The organism is Kribbella sp. NPDC055110 (genome assembly GCF_053607525.1).
In genome coordinates this window covers 166,891-187,547 of sequence record NZ_JBSGTS010000006.1, presented here as the reverse complement: position 1 = coordinate 187,547, position 20,657 = coordinate 166,891, and the positions used below count along the sequence as shown (strand labels likewise).

General features: G+C 69.3%; 16 protein-coding genes and 1 pseudogene. 5 read left to right on the top strand and 12 right to left on the bottom strand.

The window, feature by feature from the left end:
- The first annotated feature begins 95 nt into the window (after window positions 1-95).
- Entirely contained in the window at window positions 96-2,093 is a 1,998-nt protein-coding gene (locus ACWF0M_RS12290; protein WP_452235697.1) for a GAF domain-containing protein, read from the top strand.
- Here the strand turns inward: ACWF0M_RS12290 and ACWF0M_RS12285 are convergent.
- The 6 genes and pseudogenes from ACWF0M_RS12285 to ACWF0M_RS12260 form a co-directional block, all read right to left on the bottom strand.
- Window positions 2,090-3,604 (bottom strand): ATP-binding cassette domain-containing protein, encoded by a 1,515-nt coding sequence (locus ACWF0M_RS12285; protein WP_452235696.1) that lies wholly within the window; start codon window positions 3,602-3,604, stop codon window positions 2,090-2,092. The two genes, ACWF0M_RS12290 and ACWF0M_RS12285, sit on opposite strands and share 4 nt — an antisense overlap.
- Window positions 3,601-4,383: an ATP-binding cassette domain-containing protein gene (locus ACWF0M_RS12280; RefSeq protein ID WP_452235838.1), complete on the bottom strand. Its 783-nt coding sequence runs from the start codon at window positions 4,381-4,383 to the stop codon at window positions 3,601-3,603. The genes ACWF0M_RS12285 and ACWF0M_RS12280 overlap by 4 nt, the downstream gene beginning before the upstream one ends.
- Window positions 4,384-4,443: 60 nt before the next feature.
- A pseudogene (locus tag ACWF0M_RS12275) lies at window positions 4,444-4,854 on the bottom strand (ABC transporter transmembrane domain-containing protein); the annotation flags it as partial.
- A gap of 439 nt (window positions 4,855-5,293) precedes the next feature.
- Window positions 5,294-5,527 (bottom strand): hypothetical protein, encoded by a 234-nt coding sequence (locus ACWF0M_RS12270; RefSeq protein ID WP_452235695.1) that lies wholly within the window; start codon window positions 5,525-5,527, stop codon window positions 5,294-5,296.
- The gene (locus ACWF0M_RS12265) at window positions 5,524-6,546 is read right to left on the bottom strand and encodes a cytochrome d ubiquinol oxidase subunit II (RefSeq protein WP_452235694.1); all 1,023 of its coding nucleotides are present in this window, start codon (window positions 6,544-6,546) and stop codon (window positions 5,524-5,526) included. Before ACWF0M_RS12265 ends, ACWF0M_RS12270 begins: the two co-directional genes overlap by 4 nt.
- Window positions 6,547-6,557: 11 nt before the next feature.
- On the bottom strand, window positions 6,558-7,880 hold the full coding sequence (locus ACWF0M_RS12260) for a cytochrome ubiquinol oxidase subunit I (protein WP_452235693.1): 1,323 nt from the start codon (window positions 7,878-7,880) through the stop codon (window positions 6,558-6,560).
- Window positions 7,881-8,058: 178 nt separating this feature from the next.
- Here ACWF0M_RS12260 and ACWF0M_RS12255 point away from each other — a divergent pair, with 178 nt between their 5' ends.
- Window positions 8,059-9,750 carry a GAF domain-containing sensor histidine kinase gene (locus tag ACWF0M_RS12255; RefSeq protein ID WP_452235692.1) on the top strand — a complete coding sequence of 564 codons (1,692 nt, stop codon included), beginning with the start codon at window positions 8,059-8,061 and terminating at the stop codon, window positions 9,748-9,750.
- 7 nt (window positions 9,751-9,757) lie between these two features.
- On the opposite strand, the gene ACWF0M_RS12250 is transcribed toward ACWF0M_RS12255, so the two are convergent.
- From ACWF0M_RS12250 to ACWF0M_RS12230, 5 genes are read right to left on the bottom strand one after another with little or no spacing between them, the layout of a single operon-like run.
- Window positions 9,758-10,699 (bottom strand): alpha/beta hydrolase family esterase, encoded by a 942-nt coding sequence (locus ACWF0M_RS12250; protein WP_452235691.1) that lies wholly within the window; start codon window positions 10,697-10,699, stop codon window positions 9,758-9,760.
- A 10-nt stretch (window positions 10,700-10,709) separates the two neighbouring features.
- Window positions 10,710-12,062 (bottom strand): MFS transporter, encoded by a 1,353-nt coding sequence (locus ACWF0M_RS12245; protein ID WP_452235690.1) that lies wholly within the window; start codon window positions 12,060-12,062, stop codon window positions 10,710-10,712.
- Entirely contained in the window at window positions 12,059-13,159 is a 1,101-nt protein-coding gene (locus ACWF0M_RS12240) for an acyltransferase (protein WP_452235689.1), read from the bottom strand. The genes ACWF0M_RS12245 and ACWF0M_RS12240 overlap by 4 nt, the downstream gene beginning before the upstream one ends.
- Window positions 13,160-13,203: 44 nt before the next feature.
- On the bottom strand, window positions 13,204-14,631 hold the full coding sequence (locus tag ACWF0M_RS12235; protein WP_452235688.1) for a class I adenylate-forming enzyme family protein: 1,428 nt from the start codon (window positions 14,629-14,631) through the stop codon (window positions 13,204-13,206).
- Window positions 14,624-14,806: a hypothetical protein gene (locus ACWF0M_RS12230; protein WP_452235687.1), complete on the bottom strand. Its 183-nt coding sequence runs from the start codon at window positions 14,804-14,806 to the stop codon at window positions 14,624-14,626. The genes ACWF0M_RS12235 and ACWF0M_RS12230 overlap by 8 nt, the downstream gene beginning before the upstream one ends.
- A gap of 209 nt (window positions 14,807-15,015) precedes the next feature.
- Between ACWF0M_RS12230 and ACWF0M_RS12225 the strand changes: the two genes are divergently transcribed.
- From ACWF0M_RS12225 to ACWF0M_RS12215, 3 genes are read left to right on the top strand one after another with little or no spacing between them, the layout of a single operon-like run.
- The gene (locus ACWF0M_RS12225) at window positions 15,016-15,603 is read left to right on the top strand and encodes a hypothetical protein (protein ID WP_452235686.1); all 588 of its coding nucleotides are present in this window, start codon (window positions 15,016-15,018) and stop codon (window positions 15,601-15,603) included.
- A 15-nt stretch (window positions 15,604-15,618) separates the two neighbouring features.
- Entirely contained in the window at window positions 15,619-16,965 is a 1,347-nt protein-coding gene (locus ACWF0M_RS12220) for a cytochrome ubiquinol oxidase subunit I (RefSeq protein ID WP_452235685.1), read from the top strand.
- Window positions 16,958-18,172 (top strand): cytochrome d ubiquinol oxidase subunit II, encoded by a 1,215-nt coding sequence (locus ACWF0M_RS12215; RefSeq protein WP_452235684.1) that lies wholly within the window; start codon window positions 16,958-16,960, stop codon window positions 18,170-18,172. Before ACWF0M_RS12220 ends, ACWF0M_RS12215 begins: the two co-directional genes overlap by 8 nt.
- On the opposite strand, the gene ACWF0M_RS12210 is transcribed toward ACWF0M_RS12215, so the two are convergent.
- A complete protein-coding gene (locus tag ACWF0M_RS12210) occupies window positions 18,163-20,547 on the bottom strand; it encodes an FdhF/YdeP family oxidoreductase (protein WP_452235683.1) in 2,385 nt (794 codons plus the stop codon). The two genes, ACWF0M_RS12215 and ACWF0M_RS12210, sit on opposite strands and share 10 nt — an antisense overlap.
- Window positions 20,548-20,657: the final 110 nt, after the last annotated feature.

Sequence of the window (20,657 nt, the reverse complement as noted above, 5' to 3'; positions counted from 1 at the left end):
CCCCTGCTAGCCGGTGGCACAATCGAGTAGGTCGGCAGTCCGCCGCGGGCGCCCGCGGCGGCAAACCGCCGGCGAATGGCGAGGGAAGCGATCTGATGGCACGGAGCCGGCTGAACCTGCCCAGCGCTCCCTGGCTGCGCGGGCTGATGGCATGCGTACTTCTGGTCGGGGCCGTGACCGGCATGGTGGCACTGCTCAAGCCGTACGTCCCGGTGCTGAACCTGCTGGTCCTGTACCTGCTCGCCGTACTGCCGGTTGCCGTGGTGTGGGGCGCGCGGTTGGCGGCGATCACGTCGGTGGTAGGCGTCATGGCCTTCGCCTTCCTGCTGCCGCACCAGACTTCGATCTGGACCGCCGACTCCCGGAATCTGGTGGCGCTCGGGGTGTTCCTGGTGACGTCGCTCCTGGTGGCCGAATTGGCGGCACGGTCGCGGCGGGCGGCTGTTGAGTCGGAGCGCCTTACCGAGGAGCAGTCGGCGTTGCGGCGGGTCGCGACCCTGGTCGCGGAGTCGGACGCGCCGGCAGCTGTCTTCGAGGCTGTCACCCGGGAGGTGGGGCTGCTGTGCGGGGCCGATCTCGCCCGGATGGAGCGCTACGAGGAGGACGGCACCGTAACGGGTGTCGGCGCCTGGAGCAGCGTGACGGCCCAGCTCACCGTCGGCACGCGGATCGAACTGGACGGGCTGAGCGTTGCCAGCGAGGTGCTGAAGACGTGCCGCCCTATCCGGGTCGACAGTTTCGCGGGCGCCACTGGAGAGATCGCCGAGGAAGCGCGCGCGCTGGGTATCCGCTCGTCCGTCGGCTGCCCGATCGTGGTGGCCGGTCAGGTCTGGGGTGTGATCGCCGCCTCGACGAAGAGTGACGAACCCTTCGCGGCGAACACGGAGTCACAGATCGCAAGCTTCACCGAGCTGGTCGCCACCGCGATCGAGAACGCCGAAGCGCGCACCGAGCTCCGCCGGATGGCCGACGAGCAGGCCGCGCTGCGGCGAGTGGCGACACTGGTCGCGCGCGGGGCCGCACCCGAAGCGGTGTTCAATCTGGTCGCCCAGGAGCTCAGTCAGCTGGCACACGCCGACATCACCGCGATCTTCCGGTTCGAGACCGATGGTACGGCGACGATGGTGGGCAGCCGCGGTGTACGAGCGGACGAGATGAGCGTCGGCGAGCGAGGGAAACTTGAGTCGTCGTCGGCGATCGGGACGGTGCAGGCGACCGGTGCGTCCGCCCGGTACGACGTGGACGACGTGCTGCGCCCGCACTTGCCCGCGTTCCTGCGCGAATTGGGCGTGCTGTCGGCGGTGGCCAGCCCGATCATCGTCGAGGGGCGCTGCTGGGGCGGCCTCAGTATCGCGTCGCGACGCGGAGCGTTTCCCCCGACCACCGAGCAACGGATGGTGGACTTCACCGAGATCGTCGGCACCGCCATCGCGAACGCCGAGAGCCGCGCACAGCTCACCGCGTCCCGGGCGCGGGTGGTGGCCGCCGGGGACGAGATGCGACGCCGGGTGGAGCGGGACCTGCACGACGGGGCACAACAGCGGCTCGTCTCGCTCGCGCTCGTGCTGCGCCTCGCCCAGGCCGGCGTACCCGCCTATCTGCCGAACCTCCGGGCCGACATCGGGAACGCCGCCGAGGAGCTCACCGAGGTGGTGGACGAGTTGCGCGAACTGGCTCGCGGCATCCACCCGTCGGTCCTGGTCGAGAGTGGTCTCGGCCCCGCACTGCGGACCCTGACCGGCCGCTCGGCCATCCCCGTCGACCTGAAGATCGGGACCAGTTCCCGGTATCCGGCGCCGCTGGAAGTAGCGACGTACTACGTGGTGTCCGAAGCGCTCACCAACGTGGCCAAGCACGCCCACGCGTCGCGTGCGGCGGTTTCCCTGGAGGAGCGGGACGACGCGCTGCGGCTGACCGTCCGGGATGACGGCACCGGCGGCGCCGAAGCAAGCGGTGGATCCGGTCTGGTCGGATTGCACGACCGGGTCGAGTCACTCGGCGGGTCGATCCTCGTCATCAGCCCGGTCGGGCACGGTACGGCGATCTACGTATCGCTTCCCCTGGATCGCGCTGCGGAGCACCACAGGACCTAGTCCAGCGACACGATGGACCAGCCGGTGCCAAGGACATCCGGGTCTGCCGGCGGCTCGTGCATCGCCAGCACGAGTACGGCGGCGGGCAGGCGATGGCGCACGACCGCGAGGACGTGGTCAGCCGTGGCGGAGTCGAGTCCCGTGGTCGGTTCGTCGATGAGCAGTACGTCGGGCCTGGTGGTCAAGGCTCGGGCGAGGTGGACGCGGCGCTGCTCACCGCCGGAGAGATGGCGTCCCCCGATCCCGATCTCGGTCTCCGGGTCGAGGCCGAACCCGTCCAGTCGCAGGTCGGCGAGAAGGTCTGAGACGTCGTTCTCGTCGGCCGCCGGGTCCGCCAGGCGGATGTTGCCGGCCACCGTGCCGGTGAACAGGTAGTCGTCCGCGAGGACGGAGGTCACCACGCAAGGTCCGGCAGCGGCCGCGATCGCAGTCAGAAGGGTGGTCTTCCCGCTTCCGGACGCGCCGGTCACGATCGTCGTACGACCCGCCGCGACCGCGAACTGGAGCCGACGCCGGTTCCGCGTCGAGTAACCGGACACGGTCAGGCCCCGGCCGTCAAAGGTCGCCTGGATCATCGGCGCCCAGCTCGGTCCGCCGCTCCCGGCTGCTTCCAGGCGTGCGGCTGCCTGGCGCGCGGCGGCTCGTGCTTCGATGGCGGCGACGAGGCGATCGGCGTTCCCCAGCACGCCGGCCGTGAGCAGGGCAAGGAAGACCAAGGTCGAGACCGTCGCGTCACCCTGGGCGGCCTGCACCACGACGAGCAGCAACGTGGCCGAGGTCACCACACGGCCGGCTGTCCGGGTCCGCCCGGCCGCCGCATCGCGGTGGAATCGATCGTCCTCGAAGTCCGCGAGCCGACGCACAGTCCGGTCTGCAAGACGCTCGGCAGCGCCCAGCGACGCCATTTCCGTCCAGGCTCCAACCGCGGTGACGAGCTCAGTACGCAGGCGGCTGCGCGCAGCGCTCCCATCGTCCGTCCGACGCGAGGTGAAGATCGCCAGTGCGGCACAGACGGCAACGCCGACGGCCAGCACCAGCGCGACAGCTGGATAGCCCGCGATCGTGATCGTCACGCACCCACCGGCCACCATCGCGGCGGCGACGGTCATGGGTGCCGTGGCCTGGATGAGTGTCATGCCCACGGTGTCGGCGTCGGCCAGCACCCGATCCAGAGTCTGCCCGGACCATGTCTGTTCGGTACGACGGTCAGCGGCGGCGCGGTCGTAGAACCTCAGCCGCACGGCGGTGATCCGGCCAAGTGCCGCGGAGTGCAGGACGACCCGGTTGGCGTAGTTCGCCGTGATCCTGCCGAGGGCGAAGGCTCGCACACCGCCGCTCGGGGCCAGGTAGGAGAAGACGCTGTACGTCGTGGCTCCGGCCACGGCCGAGCTTGCGATGAACCACCCGGACAGTCCGACAAGTCCGACCGAGCAACTCTCGGCGAGAACGGCGAGAACGAGGCCCGCGACAGCCATCGGGGCATTGCGCCTCGAGCCGGCAGTCCGCTTCATGCTGCTTCCTCGACAGCGTGTACGGTCCCGTCCGCGAGACTGAGCACGGTGTCGGCGGCGCGGGCGAGGGGTTGCGAGTGCGTCGCCACAACGACCGTCCGGCCTCGCGTGGCCCGGCGCAACGCGTCGATGACGTGAGCCTCGGCCTCGGGATCGAGGTGTGCGGTCGGCTCGTCGAGAAGCCACACCGCGGCATCGGTGAGGAACGCACGAGCGATCGCGATGCGACGCGCCTCACCCGTCGAGACTCCTGAGCAGAGCTCTCCGAGCGGGGTGTCCAGGCCCTGGGGCAGCCGTGCCACAACATCCGCCAGCCCTGCCGCGGCAACCGCCTGCTCGACCTCGGACCGTCCGGCACTCGGGTGCCCGATTCGGACGTTGTCAATGATGGATCCGGGCAGAAGCACGGTCTGCTGGCCGATCCATGCACAGCCGCCGAGCTGCGGTGACCAGGCTCCGGTGGCTGTGATCCATCGGACGGTTCCGGCAGTTGGTTGCCGAAGGCCCGCGATCAGCGAGAGCAATGTCGTCTTGCCGGCACCGGAAGGCCCGACCACGGCGGTCCAGCGATCGGAGTCGAAGACTCTGCACACTCCTTGAAGGACCGGCTCATCGCAGTCGGCAGGACGGAAGCCGACGTCATCGAGGACGACCGTGATCGATCCGGCGGGCGGATCCTCGCGTCGGACGACCTCCGGCCCCTCGGCTTCGGCGAGCAACGCGATGATCGTCGGCGCAGCCGCCAGTGCCCGTTCCTCGGAGTGATAGGCGGCGGCCATTGCCCGAAACGGCTGGAAGTACAGCGGGGACAGGAGAAGTGCGAGGAGTCCGCTGAACAGGGTCGTGGCCGGGGCGGCGCCGAGGCGGAGGTACCCCAGCAGGGACAGGCCGATGTACGTCGCGTTGGCCGCGATCGAGAACGTGATGACGACATCCATCACCGCGCCGGAGACGAACGCTCGCCGTACGACGGCCATCGTGGTGGTGTCCAGCGTGGTCGCTGCGTCGGCGAGCTCGTCGCGCCGGCGCGCCACCGCGCCGATCCCCTGCAGCGTGCGCAGCCCACGGAAGCTGTCGAGGACGACGGCTGCGAGCCGAGCGATCGCTGCCGCTCGCTCGTCCGCGCCTTCCCGCGCAAGCAGACCCGCGAGCCGCAGGTTCGGCGGGATGAGCAGGCTGGCCACCAGCAGGACGACAGCTGCCGGCCATTGCACGGCGGCGATGACCACCAGGATGATCGCCATCGACATCGCAGCGGACAACCGCAGCGGTTGGGCGTGAGCGTGGTGATCGGCGATGTCGTCGGTCAACTCGACGGTCGCGAGGGCTGCGGTCGCGGCGTCGGGTTCGCCGCGCCGCTGACCGGAGGGCAGCAGTCCGACGACGAGACGTTGCCGAATGTCGCGGGCGATCTGTTGCCGGCCCGCGGCCTGGAACCGGGTCGCGTTCCAGGACGCGGTTGCCGAGAGGAGACTGCCTGCGATCAGCAGGCCCAGTTGGCGCCAGCCGGGTTGCGACCGGTGAACGAGTACGCCTTGAGCTATCCAGGCCAGGGCTGCCCATTGGACGATGCTGAACACCGTCTCCAACGTCTGGCACAGCGCAGCGAGTCGCAAACGGCCACGCCCGGGGTCGGCCGCGGCCTTGAGCCAGCTACGTACCTCCGCGGACGAGCCGGCGGCCCTGCCGTCAGTCGTCGGCATCGATCCGGCGCTGGTCGATGATCCACACGATGCCGCCGGTCAGGGCGACGAGAATCATGGCGATGATGCTGAGCAGCCCGGTGTGGTATTTCGGGTAGCCCGAGAACACCCCTTGACAGACGAAGTACAGCAAGACAGCGACGACGACACCCAGGATGGTCAGCACCACCCGGGTGAGGACTCGGAGGACTGTCCGCAGCGGGTTGGATCCGGCCTTCACAGGTGGCTCCTCAGGCCGGGAGCGGCCAGGTCGCGGCCGCCAGGCCGGCTGTCGAGCTTGCCCCGGAAGGCGTGGTGGGAGAACCAGTTGTAGAACAGGATCAACGGCACGTTGAGGCCGATCCCGACGGCGAGGAACACCATCGTGTTGCTCGGCGCCGCGGTGCTGCCGATCGTGAGGGCGGTCGGAGCCAGCACCGGGTAGCGAGCTACCACGACGGCGATGGTCAGCGAAGCGATCGTGGTGACCAGGCCGGCCGTGGGCAGAGCATCGTACCGAGAGGTCGGGGAGAGCGTCACAATGGTCGTCACCATGCCGGCGGCCGCGAACATCAGCAGCCAGGTGAAGGCGATCACGCGCTCGGGGCCGTGCAGGTTCAGTGGTGCGTCCGTGGCATCGACGGCGAACAGACACACCACGCCCAGCACCGACGCCAGTACGGCGCACGATGTGCCACGGCGGCCGGCCCGCGCCCGCAGCTCGCCGGTCGCCTTCCACTTGAGGAATGCATAGCCCAGCGCCAGGTAGACGCTGGTGACCGTTGCCGCGGTCAATACCGAGTACCAGCCGAACGCCCGGAAGGGGGAGCCTGACAACACGCCGTTCACAACCGTCAGTCGCGTCGTCAGGGTACCGACGACGACGCCCTGCGCCAGCGCGGCAGTCAGCGACGCGACGCCGAACGCTCTCGACCACCCGGGCGCGGGCGGTGACTGGGACGCCATCTCCGCGCTGACCCCACGGACGATCAGGGAGAGCAGTACGACGACCAGGGGGAGGTACGCGTGCGGGAGCATCGTGCCGAACGCCTCGGGAAAGCCGGCCCACAGGCCGACCACGAGCAGAACCAGCCAGGTTTCGTTGCCGTCCCAGGCCTGAGCGACCTGCTCGAGCATCTCGCGTCGATGCCGTTCGTCACGCTCGAACAGGGTGGCGATGCCGAGTCCGAGGTCGTATCCGTCCAGCGAGACATACATCAACAGACACAGCAGTATCAGAGCGAACCATATCGATGCCATCAGCTCAGCCCCTACCGGTCGGCCGCGGCGCGGCGGTCCGGTCCGAGCCGGATCGCGCGTGCGATGTAGACGACGTACCCCACCAGCATCACCAGGTACAGCAACGAGAAGGCGACGACGGAGAAAAAGATCTCGCCGGGCGCGAGCTGCGAGACCGCGGCGGACGTCCTCAGGAGTCCGAACACCAGCCACGGCTGCCGTCCGGTCTCTGCGAGCACCCATCCGGCCAGCAGGGCGATGATGCCGACCGGCGTCGTCCACAGCAGGAGCCGGTGGAACCGCCGGGAGGTCCAGAGCTTGCGCCGCAAGCGCAGGATCGTGGCGTAGAAGAGGGTGCCGAACATCCACAGTGCCGCGAAGAACATGACCCGGAATCCCCAGAAGACCGGCGTCATGGCCGGCTGGTCCGCCGTGGGCGTCAGGTCCAGCGGGGGGTTGGCCGCCTTGCAGCTGAGGTCGCCGTAGAAGGCGCTGCCCAGGCAGGGGATCGACACCTCCGCGAGGTCGCGTCTGGCCTGCTGGTCCGGGATCGCGAAGAGCACCCAGCCGGTGTTCGGCTTGCTCCAGTTGCCTTCGGCGGCCTCGGCTTTCGAAGGCTGCAACGGGAACAGGTGTTCGGCGACCTGGTCACCCACGAAGATCTGGACCGGCAGCAGCATCGCCGCGACGCCCAGCGCAATGGACACCGTACGCCGGGCGAACGGCAGTGCTCGTCCCTTGACCAGGTAATAGGCCCCGATGCCGGCCACGAAGAAACTGGCAGAGATCAGGACGGCGAGCACCATGTGCGGCCATCGCCAGACGAACGACGGGTTGAAGATGGCGTCCACCCAGTTCGTTGGTACGAACTGCCCGTTCCGCACCGTGAAGCCCGCCGGCGTCTGCATCCAGGAGTTGGCAGCGATGATCCAGCTCGACGACAGCAGCGTTCCGATCGCGACCATCACGGTCGCGGCGAACATCGTGCCACGCCGGACCCGGCCGTCACCGTACAGCAGGATGCCGATGAAACCGGCTTCCACGAAGAACGCGGTGACCACCTCCATCCCGACGATCGGGCCGATGATCGGGCCGGTCTTCGCGGCGTACACGCCCCAGTTGAGGCCCATCTGGAAGGTGATCACGATCCCGGCGACGACGCCGATCGCGAACCCGACCGCGAAGATCCGCCGCCAGAACCGGAACATCTGCAGGTAGACGGGCTTCCCGGACTTCCAGTGCAGCCCGTACAGGGCGCACAGCAGGATCGACAGCCCGACGGTGATGGCCGGGAAGGTCATGTGGAAGATCACGGTGATGGCGAACTGCCACCGGGACAGATCCATGAGACTCATCGCGGCCCTCCTCACGTCGTCGAGCCGGGTGCTCCCATGTTTGCGCCTTGCGAGCCGTCTGGCATGGCCGGTGGTGGCCGTCACGGCCTGCTGCTGGCGTGGACCTCGAACTCCTGCTAGCCGGTACGTCGTCGATCGCGGCTATCGTCGGCGTCGGTAAAGGACTACGGTCGGCCTTGTGAAGGCGCCGGATCCGGCACGGTTGCGTCTGCTTGCCGAAGAGCAGGCTGCGCTGCGGCGGGTGGCCACCCTGGTCGCCGAAGGCGCACGTCCCAGCGAGGTGTTCACCGCGGTCGCGGACGAGCTCGCCCACCTGGTCGGCGCCGAGGTCACGTTCGTCGCCCGGCTCGATCTTCGGCCCGGGGCGCACGGCGAGCCCGAGGCCTATCTGACCATCGTGGGGTCCTACGGCCGGGTCGGCGACGCCGTATCGGTGGGGTTCCAGGGCAGGCTGGACGCCACGACGGTCAGTGCGGCGGCTCTCCGCACCGGGCGGCCGGCGCGGATCAGCGGCGAAAGGCTTGCGAGCGGTCCGTTCGGCGAGGTCGTCCGGAAGCTCGGCCTGCGGGCCGCGGTGGCCTCGCCCATCACGGTCGCGGGGCGCCACTGGGGCGTGATCCTGGCGGCCACGTCGCGCCGGGATCTCGCGACCGGTACCGAGTTGCGCATCTCCCATTTCATGGAACTCGCCGCGACGGCGATCGCCAACGCCCAGGCCGACCAGAGCCTTCGCGACCTCGCCGACACGCAGGCGGCACTGCGCCGACTGGCCATGCTTGTCGCGCGGGGGGAACCGCCTGAGACCGTGTTCGCAGCGGTCACCTCCGAGGTTCTGCGGCACTTCGGTTATGACACGGTCAGAATGATCAGGTTCGAGCTCGACGGAACCGCGACGGTCGTCGCGAACGAGGGCACAGTGGGTCCTCATGTGCGGGTTGGTGAGCGCTGGGAAGGCTATCCGCCGGACGGGCTGACTTCCAGCCTCCTGCGTACCGGCCGGCCGGCCAGGATCGATGACTTCCGCGAACACGAGGGCGCGGAGCCGTATGTCCGCGAGGGGCTGCTCGCCGCGGTGGCGATGCCGGTCCAGGTCCATGGCCGGGTGTGGGGAATGATCGCGGTCGGGTCGGCGACCGGGCCGCTGCCGCGCGACACCGAGCACCGGATGACGGAGTTCACGGACCTGGTCGCGACAGCCGTCGCGAACGCGCAGAACCGGGCTGAGCTGATCTCTTCCCGCGCGCGGATCGTGGCGGCATCGGACGATGTCCGCCGGCGGATCGAGCGCGATCTGCACGACGGCGCGCAGCAACGCCTGGTGGCGCTGGCACTCAGGCTGCGTTCGGCCGCGGCGTCGGTGCAGCCATGCGGCGCCGAGACCGAGATGGCGGAGGTCGCCGAGGAGATCATGAGCGTGATCGACGATCTGCGGGAGACCTCCCGAGGCATCCACCCGGCGATCCTGACCGAGTCCGGACTGCGCCCCGCACTGCGTGCGCTCGCACGACGGTCGGCTGTCCCGGCGGAGGTCGACGTACGAGTCGAGGGCCGGCTCCCTGAACCGCTCGAAGTGGGCGTCTACTACGTCGTCTCGGAGATGCTCACCAACGCGGCGAAGCACGCGCGTGCCTCGGTCGTCCAGGTGAACGTGGATGCGTCCGGCGGCAGGCTCCGCTTGACCGTCCAGGACGACGGCATCGGCGGCGCCGACACCAGGCGGGGCACTGGCCTGGTCGGCCTGAAGGACCGGATCGAGGCGCTGGGCGGAACGTTCGCGGTACACAGCCCCGCAGGTGAAGGTACGGCGGTCACCTGCGACCTTCCCCTTTCCGTCGGGACCGAGCAACCAGCCGCCGAGTTCGGCGCGTAGCCGCTGGTCAGTCGCCGCCGCCCGTGAGGAAGCGCCACATCAGCACACCGCCGGTGGCATCCGGTGGAACGACGCCGACGCCCGGCCAGCGGTGGGTGAGGCCGTCCCAGCGAACCAGCTCGACCCGGCCGCCGTACCGGCAGGACGTCCACTGCGTAACGGCCGCCGGCCCGACGTCGGCCCTTGACGACGCGTCGGTGCAGCCTTCGACAGACCGCCAGTCGGCTGCTGTCACGGGAGCGGTGGTGCCGCGGTCGGGGACGTGTCCGGGCGCGGCGTGCGGGTCGTCGCTGCCGTAGCCGATGAACACCGGCGGCGGTGTCCGGCCGGCCGCGCACTGCGCCGGCTCGGCCGCCCCGTACGTCGCGACGCCGGCGATCCCGGTCACTGCACAGGCGGCGGTGAGCGCCAGCCGGCCACCGTTGCTGTAGCCGACGAGGTACGTTCGGCTCGGGTCGACCGGCGCGTGCTTGTCGATCGCGGTCAGCAACGCCCGCAGGAACGCAAGGTCGTTCACGTGTTGCTTGGCGGCCGCCGCGCAGCAGCCGGTGGTCGCGTTCCACGACCGGCCGATCCCGGCCGGATACGCGAGAACGGCAGATCCGCTCGCGGCCAGGCCGGTGAGGCCGGTGCGGACCAGTTCCTGGGCCGGGGTGCTGTTCCGGCCGTGCAGCACTACGACCAGCGGGACCGGTCGGTCGGTGTGCGGGGTGAGCACGATGGCTGTTCGTGACCGGCCGCCGGAGGTCAGCCGGACAATCTCCGGGCGTGTCCCTTTCGCGGCCGGGACCGCCGATGCCGGCAGTGTCGCAGGCCCCCAAACGCCGGTGCCGCTAGTCGCGCCGGCCACACCGCCATCCGTGCTGTGGCCGATCGCCAGCGTGGCCGGGACGGCAGCCGCCAGTGCCAGCAACACGAGTACGACGAGGGCGCGGCGCGATCGGGTCATCAGCCGGACCTCAACCTGTGACGCCGGCGACCGACGACGGCTCCGGTTCGGGGTCCATCGGCCGTGGATCCACCCGCAATGCCAGCAACGTTCCGGCCGCCAGCAGCCCCACCGACAAACCGAACGGCAACTGCCAATTCCCGGTCCGGTCGAGGAGGAAGCCGAAGACGATCGGCGAGACGATACCCGCGACGCCGAAGCCGGTGTTCATCAGCCCGCTGGCCACGCCGGCGTGGTCGGGCGCGATATCCATGGGGATGGTCCACAGCACCGAATTGGTCAGCTCCAGGAAGAAGAACGACACCGCCAGGCTGGTCGTGACCAGGACCAGGTTGTGGACGAGCAGTGACGGGATCAGCGCCAGCATCGAGCCGGCCAGACCGATCACCAGGTTCACCCGCCGAGCCGTCCGCAGGCTGCGGGTCCGGGCAAGCAACCGGTCGGACAGCATCCCGCCCAAGGTGTCCGACACCACCCCGGCCGACAGCACCAGCGTCGTGAACAGCGCGAACCCGGCCAGCGCCAGGCCGTACTGATCCTTGAAGAAGGACGGCAACCAGGTGAGATAGACCCACAACATCCATCCGTAGCAGAAGTCGACGAGCGTGACGGGTGCGATCCGAACCACCAGTCGCCGCCACGGTACCTTCCGCGGGTCAGCCCTCGAGTTCGCTCCGGGCGCCTCGTCGGCGTACTGGGAATCGAGCTCACCCAGTTCGGTCGCGGAGACACGGTCGTCGTCCTGCGGCCGGTTGCGGAACCGGCGTACCCAGGCGACCGACCAGAGCGCGGACAGGACGCCGAGCGCGACGAAACCGGCTCGCCAGCCCACTGTCGCGATCAGACCCGCCATCCCGAGCGGAGCGATCGCGGCGCCGACCCGGGCCGCCGAGTGCACCACGCCCTGGCCGTAGCCGCGGCGGTCGCCGGGCAGCCAGGACGACATCGCCCGGGTCGCGGTCGGGAACGCGGCACCCTCGCTCAGACCGAGCAGCAGCCGGGCCGCACCCAGCGCGATCAGCCCGGTGGCCAGGCCGGTCCAGATGCTCGCGAGGCCCCAGGCCACCGCCAGGATGCCGAGCACCTTGCGTGGGCCGTAGCGGTCGCCGATCCAGCCGCCGAAGACCTGCAGCAGCGCGTACGGCAGCGAGTACGCCGCCAGCGCGAACCCGAACTGGGTTTCGCTCAAGTGCAACTCGGCGCCGATCGCCGGTCCCGCCGTCGAGATCGCGGTGCGGTCGACGTACGAGATCGCATAGAGCAGGCAGAGCAGCATCAGTACGCGGCCTCGCACCCGATGCCGCAGCGGGGAGCGGGCTGTCGCCACGGCCGGCGGTCCGGCTGATCCGGTGCTGAGGGTCATGCCACACCTTGAAGGGGAGGGTGGGGTTCGACCCGCCCGGCCGCCGCCTGGGCCGGTCGCCGGCGTGGTCTCCCGGTCAGGGCGAGGCTGGCCGGCGTCCGCCTGGCGATCTCGACCACCACCACTGACCCGCCGATCGCGAGTGCGGTGGCCGCGACGGCGGTCACGGCCGCGGGCGGCGAGGACATCCACGCAATGGCGAACAGGCCCATCAGCAGGAGCGGATGAACCAGGTAGATGCCGAACGACAAGTCCGAGGCGCGATTCACCAAGCGCACGTACGGCGCGCCTGCGACCGTCCACCCGGTCGCCGCAGCGCCGAGCCCGGCCACCAGGACGACCGCCCAGACCTGCATCACCGGCTGGACGGGGGCGGCCGCGGCATCAGCGTGGGTGCCGGTGGCGACCAGGACGAAGTACAGGCCCTCCATTGCGACCGCGCCGGCCAGGGTTCCGGCCATGACGGCGCAGCGGTGTCGGGTCAGCCAGTCCAGGACCGCATCGAGGTGCAGCGCGGCGACGCCACCGGCGACGAACAGGAGCGTGTACGTCGGCAGCAGCTGCGCCGCATACACGCGGTACGTCGCGAGCGGACCCGGCGCCCAGTCCGTGTAGTGCAGCCAGCCGGTGAACACGACGGCGAAGGCCAGACCGAGGCCGAGCTGCGTCAACGGATGCCGGCGAGTGCGCCGCAGCAGCCAGAGGAAGGCGGGAAACGCCACATAGAACTGCATCGTGACGAGGAGGAAGTACAAGTGGTACCAGGCGGTGCCGGTCAGCAAGGCGAGCCCTGCGCCGTCCCAAGGCCTGTTCCGACCGCCGGTGGCCCAGGAGACCACGAGGTAGATGATCGACCAGACCAGGTACGGCACGCCGACCAGCGTCAGGCGCCGACGCAGCTTCCCGATGCGGCCGGACACCTCCGCCGAACGGACCAGGACGATCGCCATCAACACGAAGAAGCCCGAGCGGGTGTAGTGCAGCAGCATCAGCGCCGCGTTACCGCCGACGTCCAGCGCGGCGAACGAGAGACTCACCGCGTGCACACCGACGACCGCGCCGAACGTCACCACCCGGACCAGATCGAGCTCCGGCACCCGCCCGCCACCCCGCGTCACGGCGGCCCGGTGGCCAGTCCGCGTCACGGCGGTCCGGCGGAGAGGCGGCCCGAGGCGCGCGCCATTGCGGCGACCTCGGCCCGCCGGACCTTGCCGCTGCCGGTGGTCGGCAACTGCTCGACGACGGTGAGCTCGGCCGGCCGCCGGTCGCGGGGGAGAGCAGCCCGGCACCGTTCGGCCAGCCTGGCGGCCAATTCGGTGTCGTCGTTGCTACTGGCAACGACGTAGGCGACGGGTACCTCGCCGAGAACGGGATCCGGCCGCCCGACCACCACCGCATCCCGGACGCCGGGATCCCCGCGCAGCGCGTCCTCGATCTCGCGGGGCAGGATCTTCTCCCCGCTGCGGTTGATCAGTTCGCCGGAGCGGCCGACCAGCCAGACGTAACCGTCCTGATCCATTCGTCCCAGGTCGCCGGTGTCGAGCCAGCCCTCGGCGTCGAACCGCTCGGCGCCGGCGCCGGTCGCGTAGGCCCGGATGACGCCGGGGCCGCGGATCAGGACCGTGCCAGGCTCCCCGGCAGGCAGCGCACGTCTGTCGTCGCCGACGATCTTCAGCTCACCGCCGACGGGTAATCCCACCGAGCCGGGACGCTGCTCGCCGTTCAGCGGATTGACCGTGATCTGGCTGGCTGCCTCGGTCATCCCGTAGGACTCCACGACCCGGATGTGGTGCAGATCCTGGAACCGGCGCAGTACCGCGACCGGCAGGGGAGCCGAGGCACTACGGACGAACCGGATCCGGGCCGGATCGTTGGTCGTCGTACCGCCGTTCTCGGTCAGTAGTACGACGATCGCGGGCACCGCGTTGACCCACGTCGCCTCATGCTCGTCGACCGTGGCCCAGAATCGGCTGCGGGAGAACCGCCGGTCCAGCACCAGCCTGCCCCCGGCCCGCAGCGTCGCAAGCAGTCCGACGACCTCCGCGTTCACGTGGTACAGGGGAAGCGGGCAGTACCCGATGTCGGCCGGCCCGAACTGGTGCGATTCGGCGACCGCGGTGGCGACGTACGCGAGTTGGGCGTCGCTGAGCAGGACCTGCTTCGGCTCGCCGGTGCTGCCCGAACTGGACAGCAGTACTCCGGCCGGTCGTCTGGTCGGCACTCGGTCAGCGAGCCGCTGGAGGCCGTTCTCGGTGAGGATCGCGATGGTGTCCGGCTGCGCCCGGAGGCGGTCGGCGGCCCGCGGGGCGGAAGGATCGAAGGGCGCCGCGACTCGACCGGTCGCGACGAGGCTGAGCAGCGCCAACGCGGCGTCCAGCGGGTCGGTTACGGCAGTCGCCACCGTCGCGCCAGGCGGCACGTCCGCATCGGTCAGGCGTTTGTCCCAGTCGGCGACGGCCACCGCCAGGTCGCCGTACCTGACCCGCCGCGGGCCGCGCGCGTCAGCAAGATACACGGCGTTCCCGCGCTCCGCGGCCGCTGCGTTGATCCGGTGTGCGATCTCATCCACGGGCAGGCCTCGACGCCAGGCCTTCGATCTGCGTGGTCCCTGAGGGCGGGCTGGTCGGGATCTCCGACGCTGCCAGGGTGTCGGCGGTCGCCGCGGACTCATTGGTGATGGTCAGTCGCAGAGCTGCGTCAGCCCCGGGGTCCAGTCCCTGCGGCGTCGTCCAGGTCTTGGCCACGGTCAGTTCCTTTCTGCGCTGTGGTTGCCAGGCTGCCGCTCCGCCGACCCGAAGTCCTCACCGCCAACGCCCATCCGCCTTACCGGCCAGCAGGAACCGGTCTTTGAAGTCAGCCGTAGCGACAAAGGAAGTGGGCCGCCCCGATGGTGGAAACGCGGGCTCGGACGAGCCGGCGGTTTCCACAGTGCGCGAGGAGAAGAGACGCCCTGATGAGTGTCACATTCGCGGCTTCACAGTTTCCGCCGCTCGCCCTGGGATTCTTCGGCCTGGGGACCGGCTACCTGATCTGGGGAACCCAGGAACTGTTCGGATTTCCCGAGCGGGACGAACGAGTCGACCGCTCGCTCGGCGTCTGGGGTGTGTGGCTGCCTGGGCTGTGCCAATTGGTGACCGGCCTGATCCTGTTCATCGGCCTGACCTGGTTCGGTGTCTTCGGCTCGGACCGGATCCTCTACATGGCGGCGCTCGCGTTCTCGGCGTACGGCATCCATTGGTTCGCGCTCGGCTGGAACCGCTACCGCGGCAACGACGCACGTCCCAACGCCGGCATGTCCGTTGCGTTCACCGTCATGTCCGCACTTGGCGCGACGGTCTTCTTCCACGGCGGGGACTGGCCTGTCGGACTCCTTTTCATCGGTCTGGCCGGGATCTATGTCGTTGACTTCTTCATCGCACTCGGTGCGAAGCCTTTCGAATCCGTCCTCGGTTTGATTCGCTTGGTGACCGGGATGTGGCTGATGTACCTGACGTTCGCCGTCACGCTGAACCTGGCCGCTGGTTTTCACCTGACCGTCTAGAACGGAGCGCCGACGATGATCGCGACGATGGCGAGCACGCTCGCGTCGCCGGATCAGGACTACCTCTTCCAGGCACGACAGATGCAGGCGCTGTCGCTGGCGGTGCACATCCCGCTCGTGTGCTTCGGGCTCGCCTTCCCGGCGATGGTGCTGTTCTGCGAATGGCGGTACCTGCGCACCGGGGACCTGGTGTTCCTGACGATCGCCCGGCGCTGGTCGAAGGTGATGCTGGGACTGTTCGCCGTCGGCGTGGTGACCGGAACGATCCTCAGCTTCGAGCTGGGTCTGCTGTGGCCGGGGTGGATGGCTGCCTTCGGCAACGTGTTCGGCCTGGGGTTCACACTGGAGGGCTTCTCGTTCTTCGTCGAGGCGATCTTCATCGGCATCTATGTCTACGGCTGGGACCGGTTCGCGCCACGGTGGCATTTCCTGTCCGGTGTTCCGGTGGCGATCGCGGGGATCACCGGTTCGCTGTTCGTGATCGCGGTCAACGCCTGGATGAACCATCCGGCCGGGTTCGAGTTGCAAAACGGCCGGGCGGTGAACGCGCATCCGTGGTCGGCGTTGTTCGCGAACTCCTACTTCTGGCCGGAGTTCGTGCACATGTACTTCGCTGGATACATCGTCGCCGGGTTCCTGATCTCCGTTCCGTACGCGTGGGGATTCCTGCGGGGCCGATGGGGGCGCTACCAGCGCACGGCGCTGACGGTCGGGCTGTCGGCCGCGGCGGTCGCCGCACCCTTGCAGGTCATCGTCGGTGACATGGCCGCCCGCGACGTCGCGGAGCAGCAACCGGTCAAGCTGGCGGCGCTGGAGGGGCTCGGTCAGACCACGAGCGGCGCACCCGAGCACCTGCTGGGCTGGTACAACGGTCACGAGGTCGTGTACGGCGTCGCCGTCCCGCGCCTGTTGTCGCTGCTGGCCTTCCACAACCCGAACGCGACGGTCCAGGGTCTCGACACCGTACCGACGGCGGACCAGCCACCGGTCAACGTCGTACGGTTCGCGTTCCAGACGATGGTCGGCATCGGGACACTGATGGCGCTGCTGGCCGTCGTGTATCTCTACATCCGCCTCCGCCACAAGCGCCTGCCCCGATCGCGCTGGTTCTACCGGGCCGTCGTACTGGCCGGGCCGTTGTCGGTGGTCGCACTCATCGCCGGCTGGATCACCACCGAGGTCGGACGCCAGCCTTGGATCGTGTACGGCGTGATGCGCACGTCCCAGGCGGTCACCGGCGCGGCGGGGATCCCAGTGGGCTACGGCACCCTGGCCGTGGTCTATCTCGGACTTGCCGGCGGGGTGTGGTGGATGCTGCGCTGCTTCAGCCGGGTGCCGCTGGAGGAGGGGCTGGATGGCTGAGATCCCGATGCTGATCATCCTCGCCGGTCTCGCCGCGTACACCGTGCTGGCAGGCGCGGACTTCGGAGCCGGGCTGTGGACGCTGCTGGCCGGCGGCGGACGAGACGGCGACTCGATCCGGTCCTTCGCGCGGCATGCCATGGGCCCGATCTGGGAGGCCAACCATGTGTGGCTGATCCTGGTGCTGGTCGTGTGCTGGACGGCGTACCCGGTCGCCTACGGGTCGATCACGTCCACGCTGGCGGTGCCCCTGTTCATCGCTGCGGTCGGGATCATCCTCCGCGGCGCCTCCTACGCTCTGCGCGGGCAACTCGACGGTGCTCGTGGCGGGCGGGCGATCGAGTACCTGTTCGCGCTCTCGTCGATTCTCACGCCGTTCGCGCTGGGCACCGTCGCCGGCGCGATCGCCGCCGGGCGCGTCCCGGTGGGCAACGCGCAGGGCACCTTGATCAGCAGTTGGCTCAACCCCACGTCGGTGCTCATCGGTGGACTCGCCGTCGCCACCGGCGCCTACCTGGCCGCGGTCTATCTCGCCGCGGACGCCCGGCGGCTCGGTTCGGAGACGTTCGAACGTGCGTTCCGCGCCCGAGCCCTGATGTCCGGACTCTTCGCGGGTTCGGTCGCGCTCGCCGGCCTGTTCGTCGTCCATTCCGACGCCCCCGCGCTGTTCCGGGGACTGACCCGAGGTGGTGGCGTCGTCATGGTCGCCGTTTCCGCGGCGGCGGGGCTGGGAACCCTGCTGCTCGTCTGGCGCGACCGTCTCGGCGCGGCCCGGGTCTCGGCAGCGGTCGCTGTCGCGGCAATCGTCGCGGGCTGGGCCCTCGCTCAGCAGCCACGCTTCCTGCCCGGGCTGACGGTCAAACAGGCTGCCGCCGGCCGATCGACCCTGCTGGCGGTCGTCATCGCCGTCGCGGCCGGGGCGGTCGTACTCGTTCCGTCTCTCATCTTGCTGTTCCGCCTCTTCCTTCGAGGTCGCTTCGACCCGGAGGCCGAGGCCGGCACGCCCGTCGTGACCGTCCCCACCGCTGGACCCGTAGCGAGAACGACCGTGCTCGGAGCCGCCGCCGGCGTCACGCTGCTCGCCGGCGCAACGCTCACCGTCTTCGCCGACGGCGGCTGGCTCCGCGCCCTGGGCATCCTCTGCCTTTTCGCTTGCGCGACCTCGACCTTCGTCCTCGCCACGACACAACCGGACGGTCAGGTCTGACCAGCTCTTGAGCCGGTTGCCGCGTTCTGGTGGCTCGGGGTGACTTCGACGACAAGGTGTTTCGTCAGCGGTTGGCCGCTCTGGCTGCTGACATCGGAGATGCCGCAGAGGACGTTGAGCTCGGGCATGTAGCCGGCCGCGCAGCTCGGCGGGATGTCGTAGCGGACAGCCCGGTAGCCGTGGACCGAACGCGTCGTCCCGTCCTTGGAGAAGCTGGTGATGTCGACCAGGTCGAAGTCCTCGAGGCCGCGGTCCGCCATGTCCTGGTCGTTCAGGAACACGACCGTGCGCAGGCCCTTGACGCCGCGGTAGCGATCGTCGTTGGAGTAGATGGTGGTGTTGAACTGGTCGTGCGACCGGACCGTGGTCAGGAGCAGCCGGCCTTCGCCGGGATCGACGTCGTCGGGGAGCGGCGCGGCCCAGAACTCGGCTCGACCGGTTGGCGTCAGGAAGACGCGCTCGCGTGCCAGTTGGCGGATGCGGAAGCCGTGGGGGTGGCGGGCACGCGCATTGAAGTCCTCGAACCCGTCCAGTACTCGCGCCATCGTGTCGCGGACCCGGTCGTAGTCGTCGACGTACGACTGCCACGGCGTGCGGCTGTCCGGCAGCGTCGCCTGCGCCATGCCGCCGAGGATCGCGCACTCCGAACGCTGCTCCGGCGAGCTTGGATCCTTCATCCCGTACGAGATGTGCACCATTGCCATCGAGTCCTCGACCGTGACGCCTTGGACGCCACCGGCCTGTTGGTCCTTGTCGCTGCGGGCCAGGCAGGGCAGGATCAGCGCCTGCTTGCCGTGCACGATGTGACTGCGGTTCAGCTTGGTGCTCACCTGTACGGTCAGGTCGCAGTTGCGTAGCGCATCGAACGTGTAGGGCAGGTCAGGGGTGGCGAGCGCGAAGTTGCCACCGAGCGCGACGAACACCTTGACGTCGCCGCGGCGCATGGCCTCGATCGTCTCGACGGTGTCCAGTCCCGCCTCGCGCGGTGGCTCGAAGCCGCAGACCTCGGCGATCCGGTCGAGGAACGCCTTGTCCGGACGGTGGTTGATGCCACAGGTCCGGTTGCCCTGGACGTTGCTGTGCCCGCGGACCGGGCAGGGCCCGGCTCCCTCGCGGCCGATGTTGCCGCGGAGCAGGAGCAGGTTGACGATCTCGCGCACGGTGTCGACGCTGTGCTCGTGCTGGGTAAGGCCCAGGCACCACGCGATGATCACCCGCTGCGATCCGACGTACGAGTCGGCAAGACGACGGATTGCCTCCTCGGACACGCCGGCGTCGTGGACCAGGTCCGCCCAGGCAGTGGTCCGCACGAGCTCGCGGTATTCGTCGATGCCGTTGGTGTAGCGACGGATGAAGTCCTGGTCGAGTACGTCGGGGTCTTCCTCGGCCGCCTCGAAGACCGCCTTGGCGACGCCGCGGAGCAGGGCAAGATCGCCACCGATCCGCACCTGGACATTCATCGTGCCGGTCGCGGTCGTGTGGAACCTGGCCATGTCGACGAACTCGTGCGGCACGATCGTCCGCCGCGAGGCCGCTTCGATCAGCGGGTTGACGTGGACCAGTTGCGCACCGCGCCGGTCCGCCTCGGCCAGCCAGGTCAGCATCCGCGGCGCGTTCGTCGCGGCGTTGTCGCCCATCAGCCAGATAGCGTCGGCGGCCTCCCAGTCGGTCAGGTCGACCGTGCCCTTGCCGCTGCCGATCGCCGCCGTCATCGCCCGGCCGCTGGCCTCGTGGCACATGTTCGAGCAGTCGGGCAGGTTGTTGGTGCCGAACTCGCGCACCCACAGCTGGTAGAGGAAAGTCGCCTCGTTGCTGAGTCGCCCGGAGGTGTAGAACGACGCCTGATGCGGACTGGTCAGGCTGCGCAGGGAGCTCCCGACCAAGGCGAAGGCATCATCCCAGGAAATCGGCTGGTACGTGTCGCTGGCGGGGTCGTAGCTCATCGGCTCGTCGAGCCGGCCCACCGCCTCGAGGTCGTGGTCGCTCCACCCGGCCAGCTCGCTGACGGTGTGAGCAGCGAAGAAGTCGCGATCTGCTCTCGGGGGTGCCAGCTCCCAGGTGACGTGTTTCATGCCGTTCTCGCAGATGTCGAGACGCAGCCCGCTCGGGTCGTCCGGCCACGCGCAGCCGGGGCAGTCGAAGCCGCCGTTCTCCTGGTTCATCACGAACAACGCGTGCAGCCCCTCGACCGGCTCGCCGGCGCGTTTCAGCACGTGTGCGACGCTGCCGGCGGCGCCCCATCCCGCGGCGGGATGGTGGTATTCGTGGCGCGAGTAGTTTCCGGGAGCAGGCCCACGACCGAGCGCGGGCTCGTCCGGTACGGCGCCGAGCATCCGCTGCTCGGCGTTCCTGCTGTTGTCAGGCTGGGCTGTCATGGTCGCTCTTCCCGGTCGATGTAATCGCCGTGGCTGCAACGAAATGTCACGTTACTCCGGCGGAGAGCGTCTGGGGATGGGTGCCTGCATGGACGAGGACAGCTGGGCCG